The sequence below is a fragment of the Pseudomonas sp. B37(2017) genome (genome assembly GCF_002112885.1).
In the GTDB taxonomy this organism is placed as follows: domain Bacteria; phylum Pseudomonadota; class Gammaproteobacteria; order Pseudomonadales; family Pseudomonadaceae; genus Aquipseudomonas; species Aquipseudomonas paraglycinae.
In genome coordinates, this window is sequence record NZ_NEIX01000002.1 from 109,858 (window position 1) to 126,807 (window position 16,950).

Annotated in this window: 13 protein-coding genes and 2 tRNA genes; 6 read left to right on the forward strand and 9 right to left on the reverse strand. The window is 60.1% G+C overall.

The window, feature by feature from the left end:
- The first annotated feature begins 166 nt into the window (after positions 1–166).
- The 4 genes from CAF90_RS07020 to CAF90_RS07035 all read left to right on the forward strand — a co-directional run bounded on the left by CAF90_RS07020 (position 167) and on the right by CAF90_RS07035 (position 4,467).
- On the forward strand, positions 167–2,008 hold the full coding sequence (locus CAF90_RS07020; RefSeq protein WP_371915879.1) for a potassium transporter Kup: 1,842 nt from the start codon (positions 167–169) through the stop codon (positions 2,006–2,008).
- Positions 2,009–2,331: 323 nt separating this feature from the next.
- Positions 2,332–3,099 carry a MarR family transcriptional regulator gene (locus CAF90_RS07025; RefSeq protein ID WP_085605319.1) on the forward strand — a complete coding sequence of 256 codons (768 nt, stop codon included), beginning with the start codon at positions 2,332–2,334 and terminating at the stop codon, positions 3,097–3,099.
- A 1-nt stretch (position 3,100) separates the two neighbouring features.
- Positions 3,101–3,799 (forward strand): hypothetical protein, encoded by a 699-nt coding sequence (locus CAF90_RS07030; protein ID WP_085605321.1) that lies wholly within the window; start codon positions 3,101–3,103, stop codon positions 3,797–3,799.
- Positions 3,796–4,467: a PP2C family serine/threonine-protein phosphatase gene (locus tag CAF90_RS07035; protein WP_085605323.1), complete on the forward strand. Its 672-nt coding sequence runs from the start codon at positions 3,796–3,798 to the stop codon at positions 4,465–4,467. The genes CAF90_RS07030 and CAF90_RS07035 overlap by 4 nt, the downstream gene beginning before the upstream one ends.
- A gap of 106 nt (positions 4,468–4,573) precedes the next feature.
- Here CAF90_RS07035 and CAF90_RS07040 read toward each other — a convergent pair whose 3' ends face one another.
- The 4 genes from CAF90_RS07040 to CAF90_RS07055 form a co-directional block, all read right to left on the reverse strand.
- Positions 4,574–5,869, reverse strand: coding sequence for a virulence factor family protein (locus CAF90_RS07040; protein ID WP_064593891.1), 1,296 nt, complete (start codon positions 5,867–5,869; stop codon positions 4,574–4,576).
- Entirely contained in the window at positions 5,869–8,508 is a 2,640-nt protein-coding gene (gene mprF / locus CAF90_RS07045; protein ID WP_039771320.1) for a bifunctional lysylphosphatidylglycerol flippase/synthetase MprF, read from the reverse strand. Before mprF ends, CAF90_RS07040 begins: the two co-directional genes overlap by 1 nt.
- Before the next feature lie 280 nt (positions 8,509–8,788).
- Positions 8,789–8,865 (reverse strand) — tRNA-Met (locus CAF90_RS07050).
- 212 nt (positions 8,866–9,077) lie between these two features.
- Positions 9,078–9,154 (reverse strand) — tRNA-Met (locus tag CAF90_RS07055).
- A gap of 280 nt (positions 9,155–9,434) precedes the next feature.
- On the opposite strand from CAF90_RS07055, the gene dinB reads away from it, so the two are divergent.
- Positions 9,435–10,496 (forward strand): DNA polymerase IV, encoded by a 1,062-nt coding sequence (gene dinB, locus CAF90_RS07060; protein WP_085605325.1) that lies wholly within the window; start codon positions 9,435–9,437, stop codon positions 10,494–10,496.
- A 49-nt stretch (positions 10,497–10,545) separates the two neighbouring features.
- Here dinB and CAF90_RS07065 read toward each other — a convergent pair whose 3' ends face one another.
- From CAF90_RS07065 to CAF90_RS07080, 4 genes are all read right to left on the reverse strand, one after another.
- Positions 10,546–11,499, reverse strand: a complete 954-nt coding sequence (locus CAF90_RS07065; RefSeq protein WP_007954977.1) for a hypothetical protein — start codon at positions 11,497–11,499, stop codon at positions 10,546–10,548.
- Positions 11,500–11,516: 17 nt separating this feature from the next.
- On the reverse strand, positions 11,517–13,232 hold the full coding sequence (locus tag CAF90_RS07070; RefSeq protein ID WP_007954979.1) for a proline--tRNA ligase: 1,716 nt from the start codon (positions 13,230–13,232) through the stop codon (positions 11,517–11,519).
- A gap of 115 nt (positions 13,233–13,347) precedes the next feature.
- Entirely contained in the window at positions 13,348–14,907 is a 1,560-nt protein-coding gene (locus CAF90_RS07075; RefSeq protein WP_085605327.1) for an AmpG family muropeptide MFS transporter, read from the reverse strand.
- Positions 14,908–14,950: 43 nt separating this feature from the next.
- Positions 14,951–15,292 (reverse strand): MGMT family protein, encoded by a 342-nt coding sequence (locus tag CAF90_RS07080; protein WP_011332761.1) that lies wholly within the window; start codon positions 15,290–15,292, stop codon positions 14,951–14,953.
- 176 nt (positions 15,293–15,468) lie between these two features.
- Here CAF90_RS07080 and CAF90_RS07085 point away from each other — a divergent pair, with 176 nt between their 5' ends.
- A complete protein-coding gene (locus CAF90_RS07085) occupies positions 15,469–16,476 on the forward strand; it encodes a DUF481 domain-containing protein (protein WP_007954986.1) in 1,008 nt (335 codons plus the stop codon).
- A 118-nt stretch (positions 16,477–16,594) separates the two neighbouring features.
- Here the strand turns inward: CAF90_RS07085 and CAF90_RS07090 are convergent, their stop codons facing one another.
- Positions 16,595–16,804 carry a cold-shock protein gene (locus tag CAF90_RS07090; protein ID WP_002554837.1) on the reverse strand — a complete coding sequence of 70 codons (210 nt, stop codon included), beginning with the start codon at positions 16,802–16,804 and terminating at the stop codon, positions 16,595–16,597.
- Positions 16,805–16,950 lie beyond the last annotated feature (146 nt).

The following is a 16,950-nucleotide window of genomic DNA, read 5'->3' on the forward strand; positions in this document are numbered from 1 at the left end:
TTTTTACAGTCAAGAAAACGTCTGTTACAGGGCGTAAAAACGCGCATGCTGCACACAAAGCATAGTGCTTCATATAAGAAGCCGGTCTGGGAATCAGGAGTGTTGGATGGGTCAGGCAAGTAGTCACGCGGCGGGCGCCGAAGGTTCGGCCACCAAGCCGCTGAGCATGCTGGTCGCGGCGGTCGGGGTAGTTTACGGCGACATCGGCACGAGCCCGTTGTACACCCTCAAAGAAGTGTTTTCCGGCGCTTACGGTGTGCCCGTCAATCACGACGGAGTGCTCGGCATTCTGTCGCTGATTTTCTGGTCGCTGATCTGGGTCGTTTCAATCAAGTACATGATGTTCGTCCTGCGCGCCGACAACCAGGGCGAAGGCGGGATCATGGCGCTCACCGCGCTGGCTCGCCGGGCAGCGGCGGGGCGCAAGCGGTTGCGCACGCTTTTGGTGGTCTGCGGGCTGATCGGCGCGGCGCTGTTCTATGGCGACAGCATGATCACCCCGGCGATTTCCGTGCTCTCGGCCATTGAAGGTCTGGGCCTGGCCTTCGACGGCATTGACCATTGGGTGGTGCCGCTGTCGCTGGTGGTGCTGGTGGCGCTGTTTCTGATCCAGAAACACGGCACGGCGCGGATCGGCATTCTGTTCGGGCCGATCATGGTCACCTGGTTCCTGGTCCTCGGCGCCCTCGGCGTCTACGGCATCAGCCACACCCCGGAAGTGCTGCACGCGATGAATCCTGTGTGGGCAGTGCGGTTCTTTACCGTTCATCCAGGCATGGGCGTGGCGATCCTCGGCGCCGTGGTGCTGGCGCTGACCGGTGCCGAAGCGCTGTACGCCGACATGGGCCACTTCGGCCGCAAGCCGATTGCCCGTGCGTGGTTCCTGTTGGTGCTGCCGGCGCTGGTGCTCAACTACTTCGGTCAGGGCGCCTTGCTGCTGGACAACCCGGAAGCGGCGCGCAACCCGTTCTACCTGCTGGCCCCGAGCTGGGCGCTGATTCCGCTGGTCGGTCTGTCGACCCTGGCCACGGTGATCGCCTCCCAGGCGGTGATTTCCGGCGCGTTCTCCCTGACCCGTCAGGCGATCCAGCTCGGTTACATCCCGCGCATGTACATCCAGCACACCTCCAGCGACGAGCAGGGCCAGATCTACATCGGCGCCGTGAACTGGTCGCTGATGGTCGGCGTGGTCTTGCTGGTGATCGGCTTCGAATCTTCCGGCGCGCTGGCCTCGGCCTACGGCGTGGCCGTGACTGGCACGATGTTGATGACCACGATCCTGGTGTCGGCAGTGATGCTGCTGCTGTGGAAATGGCCACCGATTCTGGCGGTGCCGGTGCTGCTCGGCTTCCTGTTGGTGGACGGCCTGTACTTCGCCGCCAACGTGCCGAAGATCGTGCAGGGCGGTGCCTTCCCGGTGATCGCCGGTATCGCGCTGTTCGTGCTGATGACCACCTGGAAACGTGGCAAGCAACTGCTGGTCGAGCGCCTCGACGAAGGCGCACTGCCGCTGCCGATCTTCATCAGCAGCATCCGCGTCCAGCCACCGCACCGCGTGCAGGGCACCGCCGTGTTCCTCACCGCCCGTTCCGACGCGGTGCCGCACGCGCTGTTGCACAACCTGCTGCACAACCAGGTTCTGCATGAGCAAGTGGTGTTGCTGACCGTCGTCTACGAAGACATCCCGCGCGTCCCGCCATCCCGACGTTTCGAAGTCGAAGCCCACGGCGAAGGCTTCTTCCGGGTGATCCTGCACTTCGGGTTTACCGACGAGCCGGACGTGCCGCAGGCACTGAAGCTGTGCCATCTGGATGATCTGGACTTCAGCCCGATGCGCACCACCTACTTCCTCAGCCGCGAAACGGTCATCGCCTCGAAACTCGAAGGCATGGCCCGTTGGCGTGAAGCGCTGTTTGCGTTCATGTTGAAGAATGCCAACGGGAACCTGCGGTTCTTCAATCTCCCACTGAACCGGGTGATTGAGTTGGGGACGCAGGTGGAGATGTAGGTCCCGCCACAACTGAAAAGCCCCCGTCAGCTTCACGGCTGGCGGGGGCTTTTTCGTTGCTGTGTATCCCGTCGAAAAACAGCGTAATAGGGCGGCAAAGTGCTCAAGCACGAGATTAGGAGTTTGCCTACAAGGTATGCGGACGTCATCTGATATTGCGACACCGGTCAGCGAAACTAAGGTGACGAGCAATTTCAGGGACGGCGGATTTTGTACGGGCGCTACAGCAAGTGAGGCCGAACAAAGGGCTTGACGATCAGATATTTTGAATGAGACAAGTGTCCACGTTTTATGGAATGTGGACACTTGGAGTTTTACGCTTCATGAAGAGTCAAGATATTTTGCTTTTATTCAAGATGGCCAGCCTTCACGCTCAGGAGGAAAACCTCCTTGGTGTAATGGAGTCAGAGTCGAATTCGAACAGGGTTGAGGAGTTGTTGAAGCCTTATGTGGTCAGCCAAATGACCGCAGGTGGGCGGGTGGGGCAGCCATTGGTCACCTACTCCACTGACGGTGAAGATACTGTTTTCCGGCGACAGGATTTCGATTCGGCCTTGAACGATGAGGCAGGATGGGAGGGGTGGTCGGAGCCTGTGGCTGTTCCGCCCCTGACAAGCTGGAGTGAGGGTTACTCGTTGCGTGCGTTGTCTGCTGCTCTCGGGCTAAGCAAAAGCGAGGTTTCAAATTCCATCGCCAGGTGTCGTGAGTCCGGCCTGCTCACCAATGACTATGAGACAGGGCTGGCGAAGGTTAATCGGCGGCAGCTACTGAGCATCACCGAGCACGCTCTGAAATACTTCTTTCCTGTAAAGCCCGGTGCAATGGTTCGCGGTATCCCGACGGGTTTCGCAGCACCGGCACTGTCCAAAAGCATCAAAAGTGCTGGTGGACTGATTCCGGTCTGGCCTGATGCATTTGGAACGGAGCGTGGTCAGGCAATAGAGCCGCTCTACAAGACAGTGCCGGAAGCGGTGAAGAAGGACAGGATTCTTTATCACTATCTTGCGCTTGCTGATGCGATCCGCCTTGGAGGCCCGCGAGAGTGCGGTGTCGCAGTCAACATTCTAAAAGCAGGAATGGGACTGAAATAACATGTCATCAAACGCTGATCACAACTACGAGCTAATAGAGTTTGTCGCCGAAGGCTTGGGAGAGGCGTTTCTCGCTGAGGTTGCCTTTGTCGGAGGTTGCACCACAGCCATGCTGGTAACGGATGCTGTTGTGCTGGACGACATTCGTTTCACCGATGACGTTGACCTGGTGATCGAGCTGGCAGGTATTAGCGCCTGGCAGCAGCTTACCGAACGGTTGGCAGCCAGGAATTTCAAGATTACCGGCGAGGATGAAGTCAACTGTCGTTTCCGCTTCAACGATATCGTCGTTGACGTGATGCCTTCTGATCCCGAAGTTCTCGGATACGCCAACCGCTGGTTTGTAGAGGGGTTGGCACGGGCTGATAAATTTACGTTGCCCAGCGGTACCGTCATCCAGATATTCAAACCGACCTATTTTCTCGCGACAAAACTGGAAGCCTTCGGCGGTCGGGGCGGTGGCGATCCATACCATAAAGATGTCGAAGACATCATTATCTTGATTGATGGACGTCCAGAGCTTTTAGAAGAGGTTCGCCAAGCGGAGTCCGAGCTCAAGGAGTTCATCACGACTGGAGTTCGAGCACTCAGGCGGCTCGGTGGCATCGACTATGTGATTGAAAGCTCGGGCTCGGTACAGGCCAATCCAGGAAGAGGGCAAATCATTCATGGGCGCATGAAAGAACTGGGCAGCGCATGAAATACCACGCCAGATCGGTAACGGGGCGAGCCAGGCAAACCAATCATGACTTTGCTGGAGCGCTCTGTGATGGAGAGAGCGGCGTATTTGTTATCACAGACGGTACTTCGAGGGTTGGCAGTGGCCAGTTGGCTGAATCCTTTGTGGAAGGTGTTTTAGCGATCTGGTCAAAACATTTTGATCAGGGCCTCGATATCACTGAGTACGGAGCGGTTGAACAGGTACTGGTTTCTATGCTGGCCGACCTCCATCCCGTCTTGTTTGCAAGCCAGACAGGCGCCGCTTGTTATGTGGTGGGTGTCGCTGCTCATGGCAAACTCACGCTTGCGTATGAGGGTGATTGTTCATGCGGTGTTGTGACCTCGGCAGGCGCGATCGAATGGATGACGTCGCCGCACTGTAAAGCCAATTGGAGACGTGACCGTTCCCACTTCGAGCTGGCGCAAGATCCCGCTCGGCACCGGGTGACTCGATGCTTGAAGGTGAGTCGCGCGCCGAACCCTGATTTTGTGTTTTATCCATTGGCTTTAAGTGAGCGACTGGTGTTTGCAACCGATGGCTTTTGGGCGGAGCTAACCGAGTCGCAGCAAAGCAGCTTGTTAGCAGAGCCAGATGGCAGCTGTATCGAAGTTGAAGATGACATCACATGGATAGATGTTCAGTTTTAGTCTTGGCATCGATATAAGGTTTGACTGGCAGGAAGTGTTTCAAGTTTGCGTAAAAAAGCCCCCACAACCCTAAGGTTGCGGGGGCTTTTCGTTGGTGCGCTTCAGATCACTCTTCCGCCACCTGCGCCGTGTTCTGACGCTTCTCGATCAAATCCACCAAACGCTTGGCCAGCGCCGGGTAGTTCTCGTCGAAGTGATGGCCGCCAGGCAGTTTCACCGCTTCGCCCACCGCTGTCTTGTCGGTGCAGCCGCTTTCGTCGGTTTCTTCTTCACCATAGATGCACACGACCTTGGCCGGGGGCAGCTTGGCCATTTCCGGGCCGGTGGCGGCTTCTTTGCCGGCGTTGCCGAGCCAGCCTTCGACTTCGATTTCGAAGCTGCCGGTGCGGGCGAAGGCCAGCAGGATGATTGCGTCGACGCGTTGCTGCTCGGTTTCCGGCAGGCGGTTGTAGATGGCCGGGAGGACGTCGGCGCCGAACGAGTAGCCGGTCAGGATGAAGCGCTTGGTGCCCCATTTCTGGCGGTAGTGCTGCATCAGTTCGGTCAGGTCGAGGGCGCTCTGTTCCGGGCTCTTGTGCTGCCAGTAGTAGCGCAGGGTGTCGATGCCGACGACCGGGTAGCCGATCTTGGCCATTTCACCGGCCACGTCGCGGTCCAGATCGCGCCAGCCGCCGTCACCGGACAGGAACAGGGTGACGGTGTCCTTGGCCTGGCCGGCCGGGACTTCCACGACCGGAATCTGCAGGCCGCCGTTGGCCTTGTCGCCGCCGACGAGGATCTTGCGCAGTTCGTTGTTCAGCACTTGCGGCAGGTTGATGTCGTAGTCGCTGATGCTGGTTTCGGCGTTCGGTTGATCGCGCACGAAACCCGCGCTGGTGTCGTCCGGGTTGTCGTTCCACGCCACCAGCCAGTGGCCGTGGGCGGCGGCTTTTGGCAACAGGTGAGTGCAGCCGGGTTTTTCCAGGGCCAGGTCGACGGAGACGGCCTGGGCCTTGTCGTCTTTCTGCTCGGACAACCAGCGCCATGCCAGGACGGCGCCGGGGCCGATACCGCTGACCAGCGTCGCCGGGCCGTTCAGTTCGCGCAGGCCGGCTTGCAGGGCGCGGCTTTGCAGCAGGCAGTCCTTGGGCAGGATCACTTGAACGATCTGCGCCGAAGCGCTGCGGCTCAGGGTGCTCAGTTGCTTGTCGCTGAGTTTCTGGTCGTCGTTGACCGCCACCAGCACCTGCGCCTTGGGCTTGGTGCCGGGGATGACCCGGGTCATGGCGGCGCCATCGGCCGGGGTGAGCTGTTCGAGGGTCGGTTCCGGTGCCGGGCGTTTGAGGTACCAGAAACCGCCACCGGCAATCGCGGCCAGCACCAGCAGTGCGACCAGGATGTACTTCAGGGAGCGTTGAATCATCAGCGTTTCACCAATCCAGTCAAGCCGCCCGCGATCAGGGCAGCAGTGTCGGCCAGCGCCACCAGCGGATCGAGTCCGGCGGGCACGGCCATATAACGGGGTTCCCAGTCAGGCTGGAACTTGTCTTTGAAGCGGCGCAAGCCTTGGAAGTTGTACAGCTGCTCACCACGGCGGAAAACCATCGAGCCCAGACGCTGGGTCAGCGGTGCACCGCGCCGGGGTTGCAACCCCGACAGCGGCACCATGCCCAGGCTGAAGCGCGCGTATCCGTGACTCTTATAGTGTTGAATCAGACCGACCATCATGAATTCCATGGTCAGCTTGGGGGCGTCCGGGTGCGCGCGCATCAGGTCGAGACTGGCCAGGTCATGGCTGTAGGTCTCGAGCAGGTTGGCGAACGCCACTGGGCGGCCTTCGAAGCGAATCACCGCGATGCGGAAATGCTTCAGGTAATCGTCGCTGAAACGGCCGAGGGAGAAGCCTTTCTCGCGCACGTTCTTGCCGGTCAGCCAGGCATCGGAAATCACCTTGAGCTCATCCATCGGCGCCTGGCCCGGCTCGTGGATTTCCAGTGACAGACCATCGCGGGTGCCACGGTTCCAGGTGTAGCGCAGGTCCTTCATCTCCTTGCCCTTGGCTTCCAGGTCAAAGCGATGCAGATCGACCCGGGCTTCCTCGCCCAGCTTGATCGCGGTCAGGCCGATGTCCATGTAGTACGGCAGGTTCTCGGCGCGCACCTGATAGAACACCGGGCGGGCGTGATGGATGTCGCACAGGTCGCGGAACTGCCATATCATCTCGGCCCGTTGCTGGCCGGGGCCGATCGGGTCGTACAGGGCCACCAGACTGCGGCCGCGACGGGCGTACATCAGGAAGGCTTCGTCGTTGGGATGAAACAGCAGCGCCTTGTCACCGGTCAGGGCCAGGCCGCCGTCCGGTTGCGAGGAGGCCATCAGGATTTTCGAGGCGCGTTCCAGTTCATCCGGTGTCGGCAGATGGATCACCGGGCGAGCGGTGCGCAGCAGCCAGGTCAGGGCGATCACCAGCAGCAGCACGGCGGCGCCGAGCAGCGAGCGCAGGCCGCGCGGGGCATCGGCGTCGAGGGTGAACTGCCACCACAGTTGATGGCTGTAAGGGACGTCCTGATAAGCGAACAGCAAAAGCCAGGTCGAAGCACCGAGTACGCACAGGCTGGCCACCAGATAGAGCGGCGAGAACGGCAGTTCGGTCAGACGGCTCGGGCGGTAGAACGAACGACGGAACACCCCCAGCAGTGCGGCGGTGAGGGTCATCAGGGTCGCTTCTTCCCAGTCGAAACCCTTGAGCAGCGAGAGCAGGGCGCCCACCAGCAACAGAATGGTGGTCAGCATCCACGCCGCCGACAACCGGCGACGCAGGCCTTGGGCGAGCATCAGGCACAGCACGCCGATCAGGCTGGCGCCAAAGTGCGAAGCGTCGACCAGACGGTGAGGAATCAGAAAGCCGATGTGCTCCAGGCGGGTGTCGATCTCTGGCGTCGCGCCGGAAAACAGCAGCACCACGCCGGACAGGAACACCAGCACCGCAAGAATCGGTGCCGCCAGACCGGACGCCGCACGCATGGTCTGCGACTGGAACAGGCGCTGGCCTTCGTTGAGCAGCAACAGCACGCAGGCCACCAGCAACGGCAGCACCACATAGATCAGGCGATACAGGAGCAGGGCGGCAGCCAGTGGAGCGGCACCGAGTTTGTCGGCGAACGCCGCGAGCAGAATCGCCTCGAAGACACCCACACCACCCGGAACGTGACTGAGTACGCCGGCCGCCAAAGCCAGCAGATAAACCAGCAGGAAGGCACCGAAGGGCGGCGCTTCCGGCAGCAGCAGATATAGGACGGTTGCAGCGGCGGCGACGTCGAGGGCGGTGATGACCAGTTGCAGGAACGTCAGGCGGCGACCCGGCAGGCGCAGGGTGCGACGACCGGCTCGGACCAGCAGGTTGTCCGGGTAAGGTTGTTCCGGCAGGCGACGGCGATAGATGCCGATGGCCAGAATCGCGCCGAGCAGCAGCACTACGCCGGCAATCGTCCCCAATAAAGTCTCGGACAGCCCCAGTGCCTGTGAGGCGGCGGGCAGGTTGCTCAGGGTCGCAAGTGCAGCCAGCGGCGGCAGGGCGCAGCCCAGTGACAGGCTGGCGAACAGGGTCATGTGCGCGACTTCGGAAGCGCCCAGGCCATGCCGTGCATATAAACGGTAACGCACCGAGCCACCGGACAGCATCGACAGGCCAATGGCATTGCCGATGGCAAACGCGGTGAAACCGCCGAGAGCCAGGGTTTTCGGTGCCAGCGTCACGCGGGCATACCGACTGGCCGACCATTCGTAGCCGAGCAGAATGATGAAGCCGACGACTGTCGCACCGAGGGCGCCGAGCAGGGCCGGTTTCGGCACGTCGAGAATCGAGTCGTGCAGGGCGTCGAGATCGAGTTCGCTGAGCAGATGGCGACAGGCAATCAGCGCGATGGCGAACAGCAGCAACGTGACCGCCAGACCGATCGGTTGCCGGTATTTGCTGATCCGATCCAGCAGGCGCAGACGCTCAGGCTTGATCGGTGGGGTCGCTGTGACGGTGTCTTGTGAATCAGACGAGTTGGCGCGCATCAATCACCTCTTGGATTGTGCGCGACAGGATGGAGGTATCCAGCCAAGTAACCAATCCCTGTAGAAAAAAATAATCACAAAATACTACGCCTCTCACCGGGGATCGGCGAGGGCAGCTCCTGGATTGCAGACGCCTTGCCTGCGACTTCAAGCATAGTCGCAACTTGGCGGGTCTGAAGATCCTGAACGGTTCACTGCACAGTGACAGATCATTGTTGCGAAAGGACTTTTTCCACAGATACAAAAAAGGCCACTCTTTCGAGTAGCCTTTTTTGATGTTTGGTTGCGGGAGCCGGATTTGAACCGACGACCTTCGGGTTATGAGCCCGACGAGCTACCAGACTGCTCCATCCCGCGTCTGTGTGGCGGCATTCTACAGGCGAACGGCGGGGTGTCAACCGATAATCCCGAGAAGGGTCAAATAAGTGTGCAATCGCGGCAAACGGTCGCAGGTGGCTGCTTAAGTTTCGGAATTGAAACGGATTCCTGTTTGCAGAACGTCGTGCATCGTCGTGAAAAACAGACACGCACAAAAAAGGCCAATCTTTCGATTGGCCTTTTCTGATGTTTGGTTGCGGGAGCCGGATTTGAACCGACGACCTTCGGGTTATGAGCCCGACGAGCTACCAGACTGCTCCATCCCGCGTCTGTGTGGCGGCATTCTACAGAGGAACGCCGGGGTGTCAACCTTCAATTTGGATAAAACCTCTTCAGCTTCAATCGGTTAGCGCTGACGGACGGTCTTTTCAGGGGCTGCAGGTCAGGCAGGGCAAGGGTTTCAGCTCTATTGGAGGTTGGTTTTCGATTGAGAAAATAAATTCAAAGGCCGTTTCCTACAAACTGAAAAGAACCTTCATACCACTGGTGCTATATACAGGTGTCAGTGAGATACTGCCGGTCCGGCTCGCCATGTTTCCTTTTCTGTCATGACTCAGCGAAAAATCATCCACGTCGACTGTGACTGTTTCTACGCCGCCATCGAGATGCGGGATGACCCGAGCCTCGCCGGCAAGCCGTTGGCGGTCGGTGGCTCGGCGGACAGGCGCGGGGTGATCGCCACCTGCAACTATGAGGCGCGTGCATACGGGGTTCGCTCGGCGATGTCCTCTGGACACGCCTTGAAGCTGTGCCCGGACCTGACCATCGTCAAGCCGAGAATGGACGCCTATCGCGAGGCGTCGAAAGAAATTCACACGATCTTCAGCGATTACACCGACCTCATCGAGCCGCTTTCGCTGGACGAGGCGTACCTCGACGTCTCGGACAGCGCGCATTTCGGCGGTAGCGCCACGCGGATCGCCCAGGACATTCGCCGCCGGGTGTCCAATCAGTTGCATATCACCGTCTCCGCCGGCGTGGCGCCGAACAAGTTTCTGGCCAAGATCGCCAGCGACTGGAAAAAGCCCAACGGCTTGTTCGTGATCACTCCAGATCAGGTCGAGGAGTTCGTCAGTAGCTTGCCGGTGAGCAAGTTGCACGGGGTCGGCAAGGTCACGGCCGACAAGTTGAGCAAGCTGGGTATCAGTGACTGTCTGCAATTGCGCGACTGGGACAAGCTGGCGCTGGTGCGGGAATTTGGCAGTTTCGGCGAGCGCTTGTGGAGTCTCGCCCGTGGGATCGATGAGCGGTTGGTACATAACGACAGCCGCCGTCAGTCGATCAGTGTCGAAAACACCTACGACGTCGATCTGCCGGATCTGCGCAGTTGCCTCGATAAGCTCCCCGAGCTGCTGGAAACCCTGAAAACCCGCATGGCGCGGATCGACAGCAGCTACCGGCCGGGCAAGCCATTCGTCAAAGTGAAGTTTCACGATTTCACCCAGACCACACTGGAGCAGGCCGGGGCAGGGCGGGATCTGGGCAGTTACCAGTTGATGCTGACGCAGGCGTTCAACCGCGGTGGCAAACCGGTGCGGCTATTGGGAGTGGGCGTGCGGCTGGAGGATTTACGCGGCGGGTTCGAACAAATGGAGTTGTTCGAGCGATAGACGGACAAAAAAATGCCCGAACCAGGTTCGGGCATTTTTTCAGGGGGGTTCAGTTCGGCCCCGGATCCGCCACCAGACGCCCCGCATCCCGGGTCAGGGACTTGAGGAATTCGGCCTGCAACTCAGGATCGTTGCGGGTCAGTTCGATCAGGCTTTGTTCCAGTTCACTGGCTTCTTCTTCCAGACCCAGTTCCGACAGACGCTTCACCCGGTGTACCCACTGGCTCACTTCGTCGTCTTCCAGATCGTCGTAGATCAGCCCGTGAGCCTCCAGCAGCTTGCCGCGCAGGTGAGTGCTGATCGCCAGAGACGAATCGGAATGCACGTCATCCTTGCTGTCTTCGACGCTGATCTGCAGTTTGCCTACATGATTGAGGTCGTTTTCGGCGAACGGGCTGTCCAGCAGGTTCAGACGCAGCACGCCGTTGCGATCGGTGGTCATGTCGAAGGTCTGCTTGCCGGCCTTGACCTGAACCGGGCGCTCGCTCCACGGCAGGCTCGAATACTCCGTGCGCTTGTCGCGCTGGACTTCGTCGATGCCGGCCAGATTCTGTTGCGCGCGACCGTTCGATTGCACGTTCATGAACGGGTTGAGCCCGGCGAAACCGTAGCTGAGCCAGTCCCGTGTCACGCTGTCGGGCAGATTGCCGAGGGCAAACACGTTGACCACGTTCGCACCGACGCCGCCGACCACCGCCACCGCGCCCAGCGGAATCTCGTAGATCTCCCGCCATGGCTGGTAAGGCGTGTAACGGTCGTAATGGCGCGTGACCTCGAATTCGGTGACTTCGAAGGTCTTCTGTTCGTTGATCTTCACGCGCCGTTGCGGCAGCTCAAGCACCTTGGGCTCGCCGACATCGATCTGCAGGCTGTGATCGAGCAGTTTGCGCTCGACACGTTCCTCGTGCTCGCTGCGTTGTGACATGTGATTGGCACAGCCGCTGACCAGTAGGGTGCCGCACAGGGCGGCACCACCGAGGCCTAAGGTGTTTCGCTTGAACATGACGTCTCTATCTGGTTTCAGCGGCGGATACGGGCCTGAAGGAAGGACAGCACGTCGGCAACCGGCAGCGCTTGCGCCTGGCCTTCGGTACGGCTCTTGTATTCCAGGTTGCCTTCGGCGAGGCCGCGGTCGCTGACCACGATCCGGTGCGGAATGCCGATCAGCTCCATGTCCGCGAACTTGATGCCCGGGCTGGTTTTCTTGTCGCGGTCGTCCAGCAGCACTTCGAAGCCGGCCGCGGTCAGTTCCGCGTACAGCTTGTCGGTGGCTTCGCGCACCTGCTCGGTTTCATAGCGCAGCGGCACCAGGGCGATCTGGAATGGCGCCAGGGTGTCGCTCCAGATGATGCCGTTCTCGTCGTTGTTCTGCTCGATGGCGGCAGCCACCACGCGGGAAACACCGATACCGTAGCAACCCATTTCCAGGGTTACCGGCTTGCCGTTCTCGCCCAGCACTTCGCACTTCATCGCCTTGCTGTACTTGTTGCCCAGCTGGAAGATGTGCCCGACTTCGATGCCGCGCTTGATTTCCAGGGTGCCCTTGCCGTCAGGGCTCGGGTCGCCGGCCACGACGTTGCGCAGGTCGGCCACGGTCGGAACCGGCAGATCACGCTCCCAGTTCACGCCGAAGTAGTGCTTGTCGTCGATGTTGGCACCGATGCCGAAGTCGCTCATCAGCTCGACCGAGCGGTCGATGATGATCGGCAGCGGCAGGTTCAGCGGGCCGAGGGAGCCGGCACCGGCGCCGATGGCGTCACGCAGTTCGGCATCGGAGGCCATGACCAGCGGGCTGGCAACGCCTGGCTGGTTGGCAGCCTTGATTTCGTTCAGCTCGTGGTCGCCACGGATGATCAGCGCGATCAGCTTGCCTTCTTCTTCGGCGTGCACGATCAGGGTCTTGATGGTCTTTTCAATCGGCAGATTGAATTTCTCCACCAGGGCCGCGATGGTCTTGGTGTCTGGTGTGTCGACCAGACGCAGCTCTTCGCTTGGCGCGGCGCGCGAGGTTTCACGCGGCACGGCTTCGGCTTTTTCGATGTTCGCCGCGTAATCGGAACCGTTGCTGAAGACGATATCGTCTTCGCCGGACTCGGCCAGCACGTGGAACTCGTGGGAGCCAGCGCCACCGATCGAACCGTTGTCGGCTTCCACCGGACGGAACTTCAGGCCCAGGCGGGTGAAGATGTTGCAGTACGCTTCGTGCATGCGGTCGTAGGTGATCTGCAGCGACGCCTGATCCGCATGGAAGGAGTACGAGTCCTTCATGATGAATTCGCGACCGCGCATCAGGCCGAAGCGTGGACGGATTTCGTCACGGAATTTGGTCTGGATCTGGTACAGGTTGATCGGCAGCTGTTTGTAGCTGCTCAACTCGTTGCGCATCAGATCGGTGATCACTTCTTCGTGGGTCGGGCCCGCGCAGAAATCACGACCGTGGCGGTCTTTGATGCGCAGCAGCTCAGGGCCGTATTCTTCCCAGCGCCCCGATTCCTGCCACAGCTCGGCCGGTTGGGTGCTCGGCATCAACACTTCCAGAGAGCCGGCGGCGTTCATTTCTTCGCGAACGATGGCTTCCACCTTGCGCATCACTCGCAAGCCCATCGGCAGCCAGGTGTACAGGCCCGAGGCGAGTTTGCGGATCATGCCGGCGCGCAGCATCAGCTGATGGCTGATCACGACCGCGTCGGAAGGCGTTTCTTTCTGTGTGGCGAGCAAAAATTGACTGGTGCGCATGGTTGGCCGTTGTCGGTTGCTATGACTGGAAATGACGGAGCAGTGTAACGGCGAGATCCGCCGACGTACAGAAGTGCAACCCCGGCGCGAACCCTCTCGCCGGGTGCGAGATGTCTTACGATTCTTCCGCGACGGAGGTCGGTGCAGGTTCCGGCGTCGGTGTCGGGCCTTCGCGGCGGCTTTCCTGGAACCAGTGCAGGGCGATCAGCACCAGGGTCGGAACACCGAGCAGCGCGGTGATCAGGAAGAAGTTGTGATAGCCGAATTTCTCCACCATGACCCCGGAGTAGCCGCCGATCAGGCGTGGCAGCAGGAGCATGATCGAGCTGAGCAGGGCGTACTGCGTCGCGGAGAACTTCAGGTTGGTCAGGCTCGACAGGTAGGCGACGAACGCCGACGTGGCCAGGCCCGAGCTGAAGTTGTCGAGGGAGATCGTCACCACCAGCATCTGCAGGTTCGGACCCATGTCGGCCAGCATCAGGAACAGCAGGTTGGTGGCCGCCGACGCAGCGCCGCCGATGAGCAGGATCGGCAGGATGCCGAAACGCACGATCAGCAGGCCGCCCATGCCGGCGCCGACGAGGGTCATGATCAGGCCGAAGATCTTGCTGACGCTGGCAATCTGGTCCTTGGTGAAGCCCTGGTCGATGTAGAACACGTTGGCCATCACGCCCATCACCGTGTCGGACATCCGATAGGTGGCGATCAGACCGAGCAACAGCAGCGCCTGCCAGCGGTAGCGCAGGATGAAGTCGTTGACCGGCGTCAGCACTGGCGCCAGACCGCGACGCCCCATGGCCGAGAGGCACAGGCAAGTCAGCGTGGTGTAGAGAATCGCACGCAGGAACGCCCGGTCTTCCAGCAGCAGGTCCAGCGGGCTCATGTCGCCGAACAGCACGCTGGCGAAATCGGTGTTGTAGAGCTGGGTGAACATCGCAGGCACAGACACCAGCAAAATGATCAGCACGAACACCGACATCAACTGATGCATGAAGGTGTAGCGCCCGGCCTGCAACTGGGTGCGCAGCGGCACGGGCGGCTCGCGCATCAGCAGGGTGGTGAGCAGGGCAGGGACCATCAGAGCGCCGAACAGCACGTAGGTGCCGGTCCAGGCGGAGTGCTGGTAGTTGAAGCCGGTGGAGCCGAAGCCCTCGGCGAAGAACAGTGCACCGGCCGTCGCGAGCAGCGCAGCAACCCGATAACCGGACATGTAACTGGCGGCCAGTGCGGCCTGGCGGTTGTCTTCGGCGATTTCCAGTCGATAGGCGTCGACGGCGATATCCTGGGTGGCAGAGGCGAATGCAACGACCACCGCGATAGCGATCAGCCAGGACAGGTGTTTCTGCGGGTCGCAAAAGCCCATGCCGATCAGACCGAGGATCACCAGCGTCTGTGAAAGTACCAGCCACGAACGGCGGCGCCCCAGCTTGCCCAACAACGGCAGGCGCCATTGGTCGAGCAGGGGCGACCAGACCCATTTGAAGGCATAAGCCAGACCGATCAGGCTGGCGTAGCCGATCGTCTCGCGGGCCACACCGGCTTCACGCAGCCAGACCGAAAGTGTCGAGAACACCAGCATGTACGGCAGGCCGGCGGCGAAACCCAGCAACAACAGCACGAGCGTCGAAGGACTGGCATAGGCGGCGAGCGCGGCGCGCCAGGTTTTACGGGGCATGGGCTGAAGTCTGCCTCAAGATTGCGAAAACAAAGCGCGCACTCTAACCGCTGTGCTCTACCGGACGCCAGCCATGGCGCCGAATATCCACACGATTGTTCAGGACGGTGATGCCTTCCATGCGCAATCGTGCCCGCTGTTCGTCCCCGGACGGGCTGCCCGCCGGCAGGCTGATCCGACCGCCGGCGCCGAGTACGCGGTGCCACGGCAGCTTGGTGTCGCCGGGCAATTGGCTCAGGGTCCGGCCGACCCAGCGGGCGGCGCGCCCCAACCCCGCCAGTTCGGCCAACTGACCATAGCTGACGACCTTGCCCTCAGGCACTTGGGCGAGGGTGGAATAGAGTGCCGTGCGTCGGATTTGCGGATCGTTTTCGCAGGCATGCATCGGGTCTGTCACGTGCGCGGTTCCTGAGCTTGATCGCGTTATGTCCTTAAGCGTAATCGGTGGAGGGGCAATTGAGAAATGAACTCAACAGAAATAGCCGGGTCACTCCTTGTCAGGGAATTATTCCTACGGATAATGCCGACCCTTTTTCGCAAACCAGAGTCCCCGATTCGCTTATGTTGTCCAGAACCCTGCTGTGCCTTGCTGTCTTCAGTGCGTCCACACCCTTGCTTGCCGATACCGTCTGGTTGAAGAACGGTGACAAGCTGAGCGGCAAAATCACGCTGTTCGACGGTGGCAAGTTGCTGGTCCAGACCCAGTACGCGGGTGCCGTGACCATCGACTGGAAGCAGGTCAAGACCCTGGAGAGCGATCAGGAGTTGCTGGTCAAGCAGGACGCCTACAACGGCGAGAAGGCCAAGTCGCTGAGCGCCGCCGAAGACGGCAAGGTCACTCTGGCCAACGGCGAAGCGCCGAAAACCGTGGAGCTGGCGAGCATTCAGCAGATTCTCAAGCCCAAACCGGTGGTCGAGGACCTGGTGTGGAAGGGCAATGTCGACCTGGCGTTGGATTATCAGCGTGCGGAAAAGGACACCGACGACTACGACATCGGCTTCAAGACGTCCGCCCGCCATGGTCGCTGGCGGCACACCGCCGAGGGCGAGTACAACCGCGAAGTGCAGGACGACGTGACCACCACCGACAACTGGCGCGCCGAGTACGCACTCGACCGCTTCCTGACGGACAAGTGGTTCTGGCAGGGCCGCCTGAACTACAAGCGCGATCACATCGAAGAGCTGGCGCGCCAGCGCGTGGTCGGTACCGGTCCGGGTTACCAGTTCTGGGATGACGAGCTGGGGGCATTCTCCCTGGGCTCGCTGCTCAACCGCACCGACTACCAGTATCGCGATGGCAGCAAGGACAACTTCTATTCAGTCGCCATGAAGTGGGACTACAACCGCTACCTGATCGGCAAGAAGGTAGAGTTCTTCACCAATGGCGAAGTCGGCAAGCCGCTGTCCGGTGTGGCCGATTATGCGCTGGATGCGGAAATGGGCCTGCGCTACAAGGTCACCGACTGGGCATCCCTCAACCTCAAGGCTGAGCGCGACATCATCAGCGGCACCGAGGATGCGGACTTGAGCAAGACCCGCTACACCGCCGGCTTCGGCGTCGCCTGGTAAGCAACAAAAAAGATCGCAGCCTTCGCAGGCTGCGATCTTTTTTTGCGCCCGGAAAAACAGACGCCCACAAAAAAGCCCCGCTTTTGAGGGCGGGGCCTTTTACTAAAGAAGCTACAAGTTAGATAACTTGTACTTCTTCAGCTTGCATGCCTTTCTGACCGCGGGTAGCGATGAAAGAAACCTGTTGGCCTTCTTTCAGGCTTTTGAAGCCGTCGGATTGGATAGCTTTGAAGTGAACGAACAGGTCGTCACCGGATTGTGGAGTGATGAAGCCGAAGCCTTTTTCATCGTTGAACCACTTAACGGTACCGGTTTGGCGATTAGACATGGTGTAACTCCTTGAACAAAGATAACTGCGACTCAGGAAGAACCCTGGCCGAGACTGAGTGCAAAGAGCAGGAAAAATTCTTGTAGATGGTTGGATCGAAATTCAACATATCGTGTAGAGATTCTCAGTGACACAAGCAGCACAGT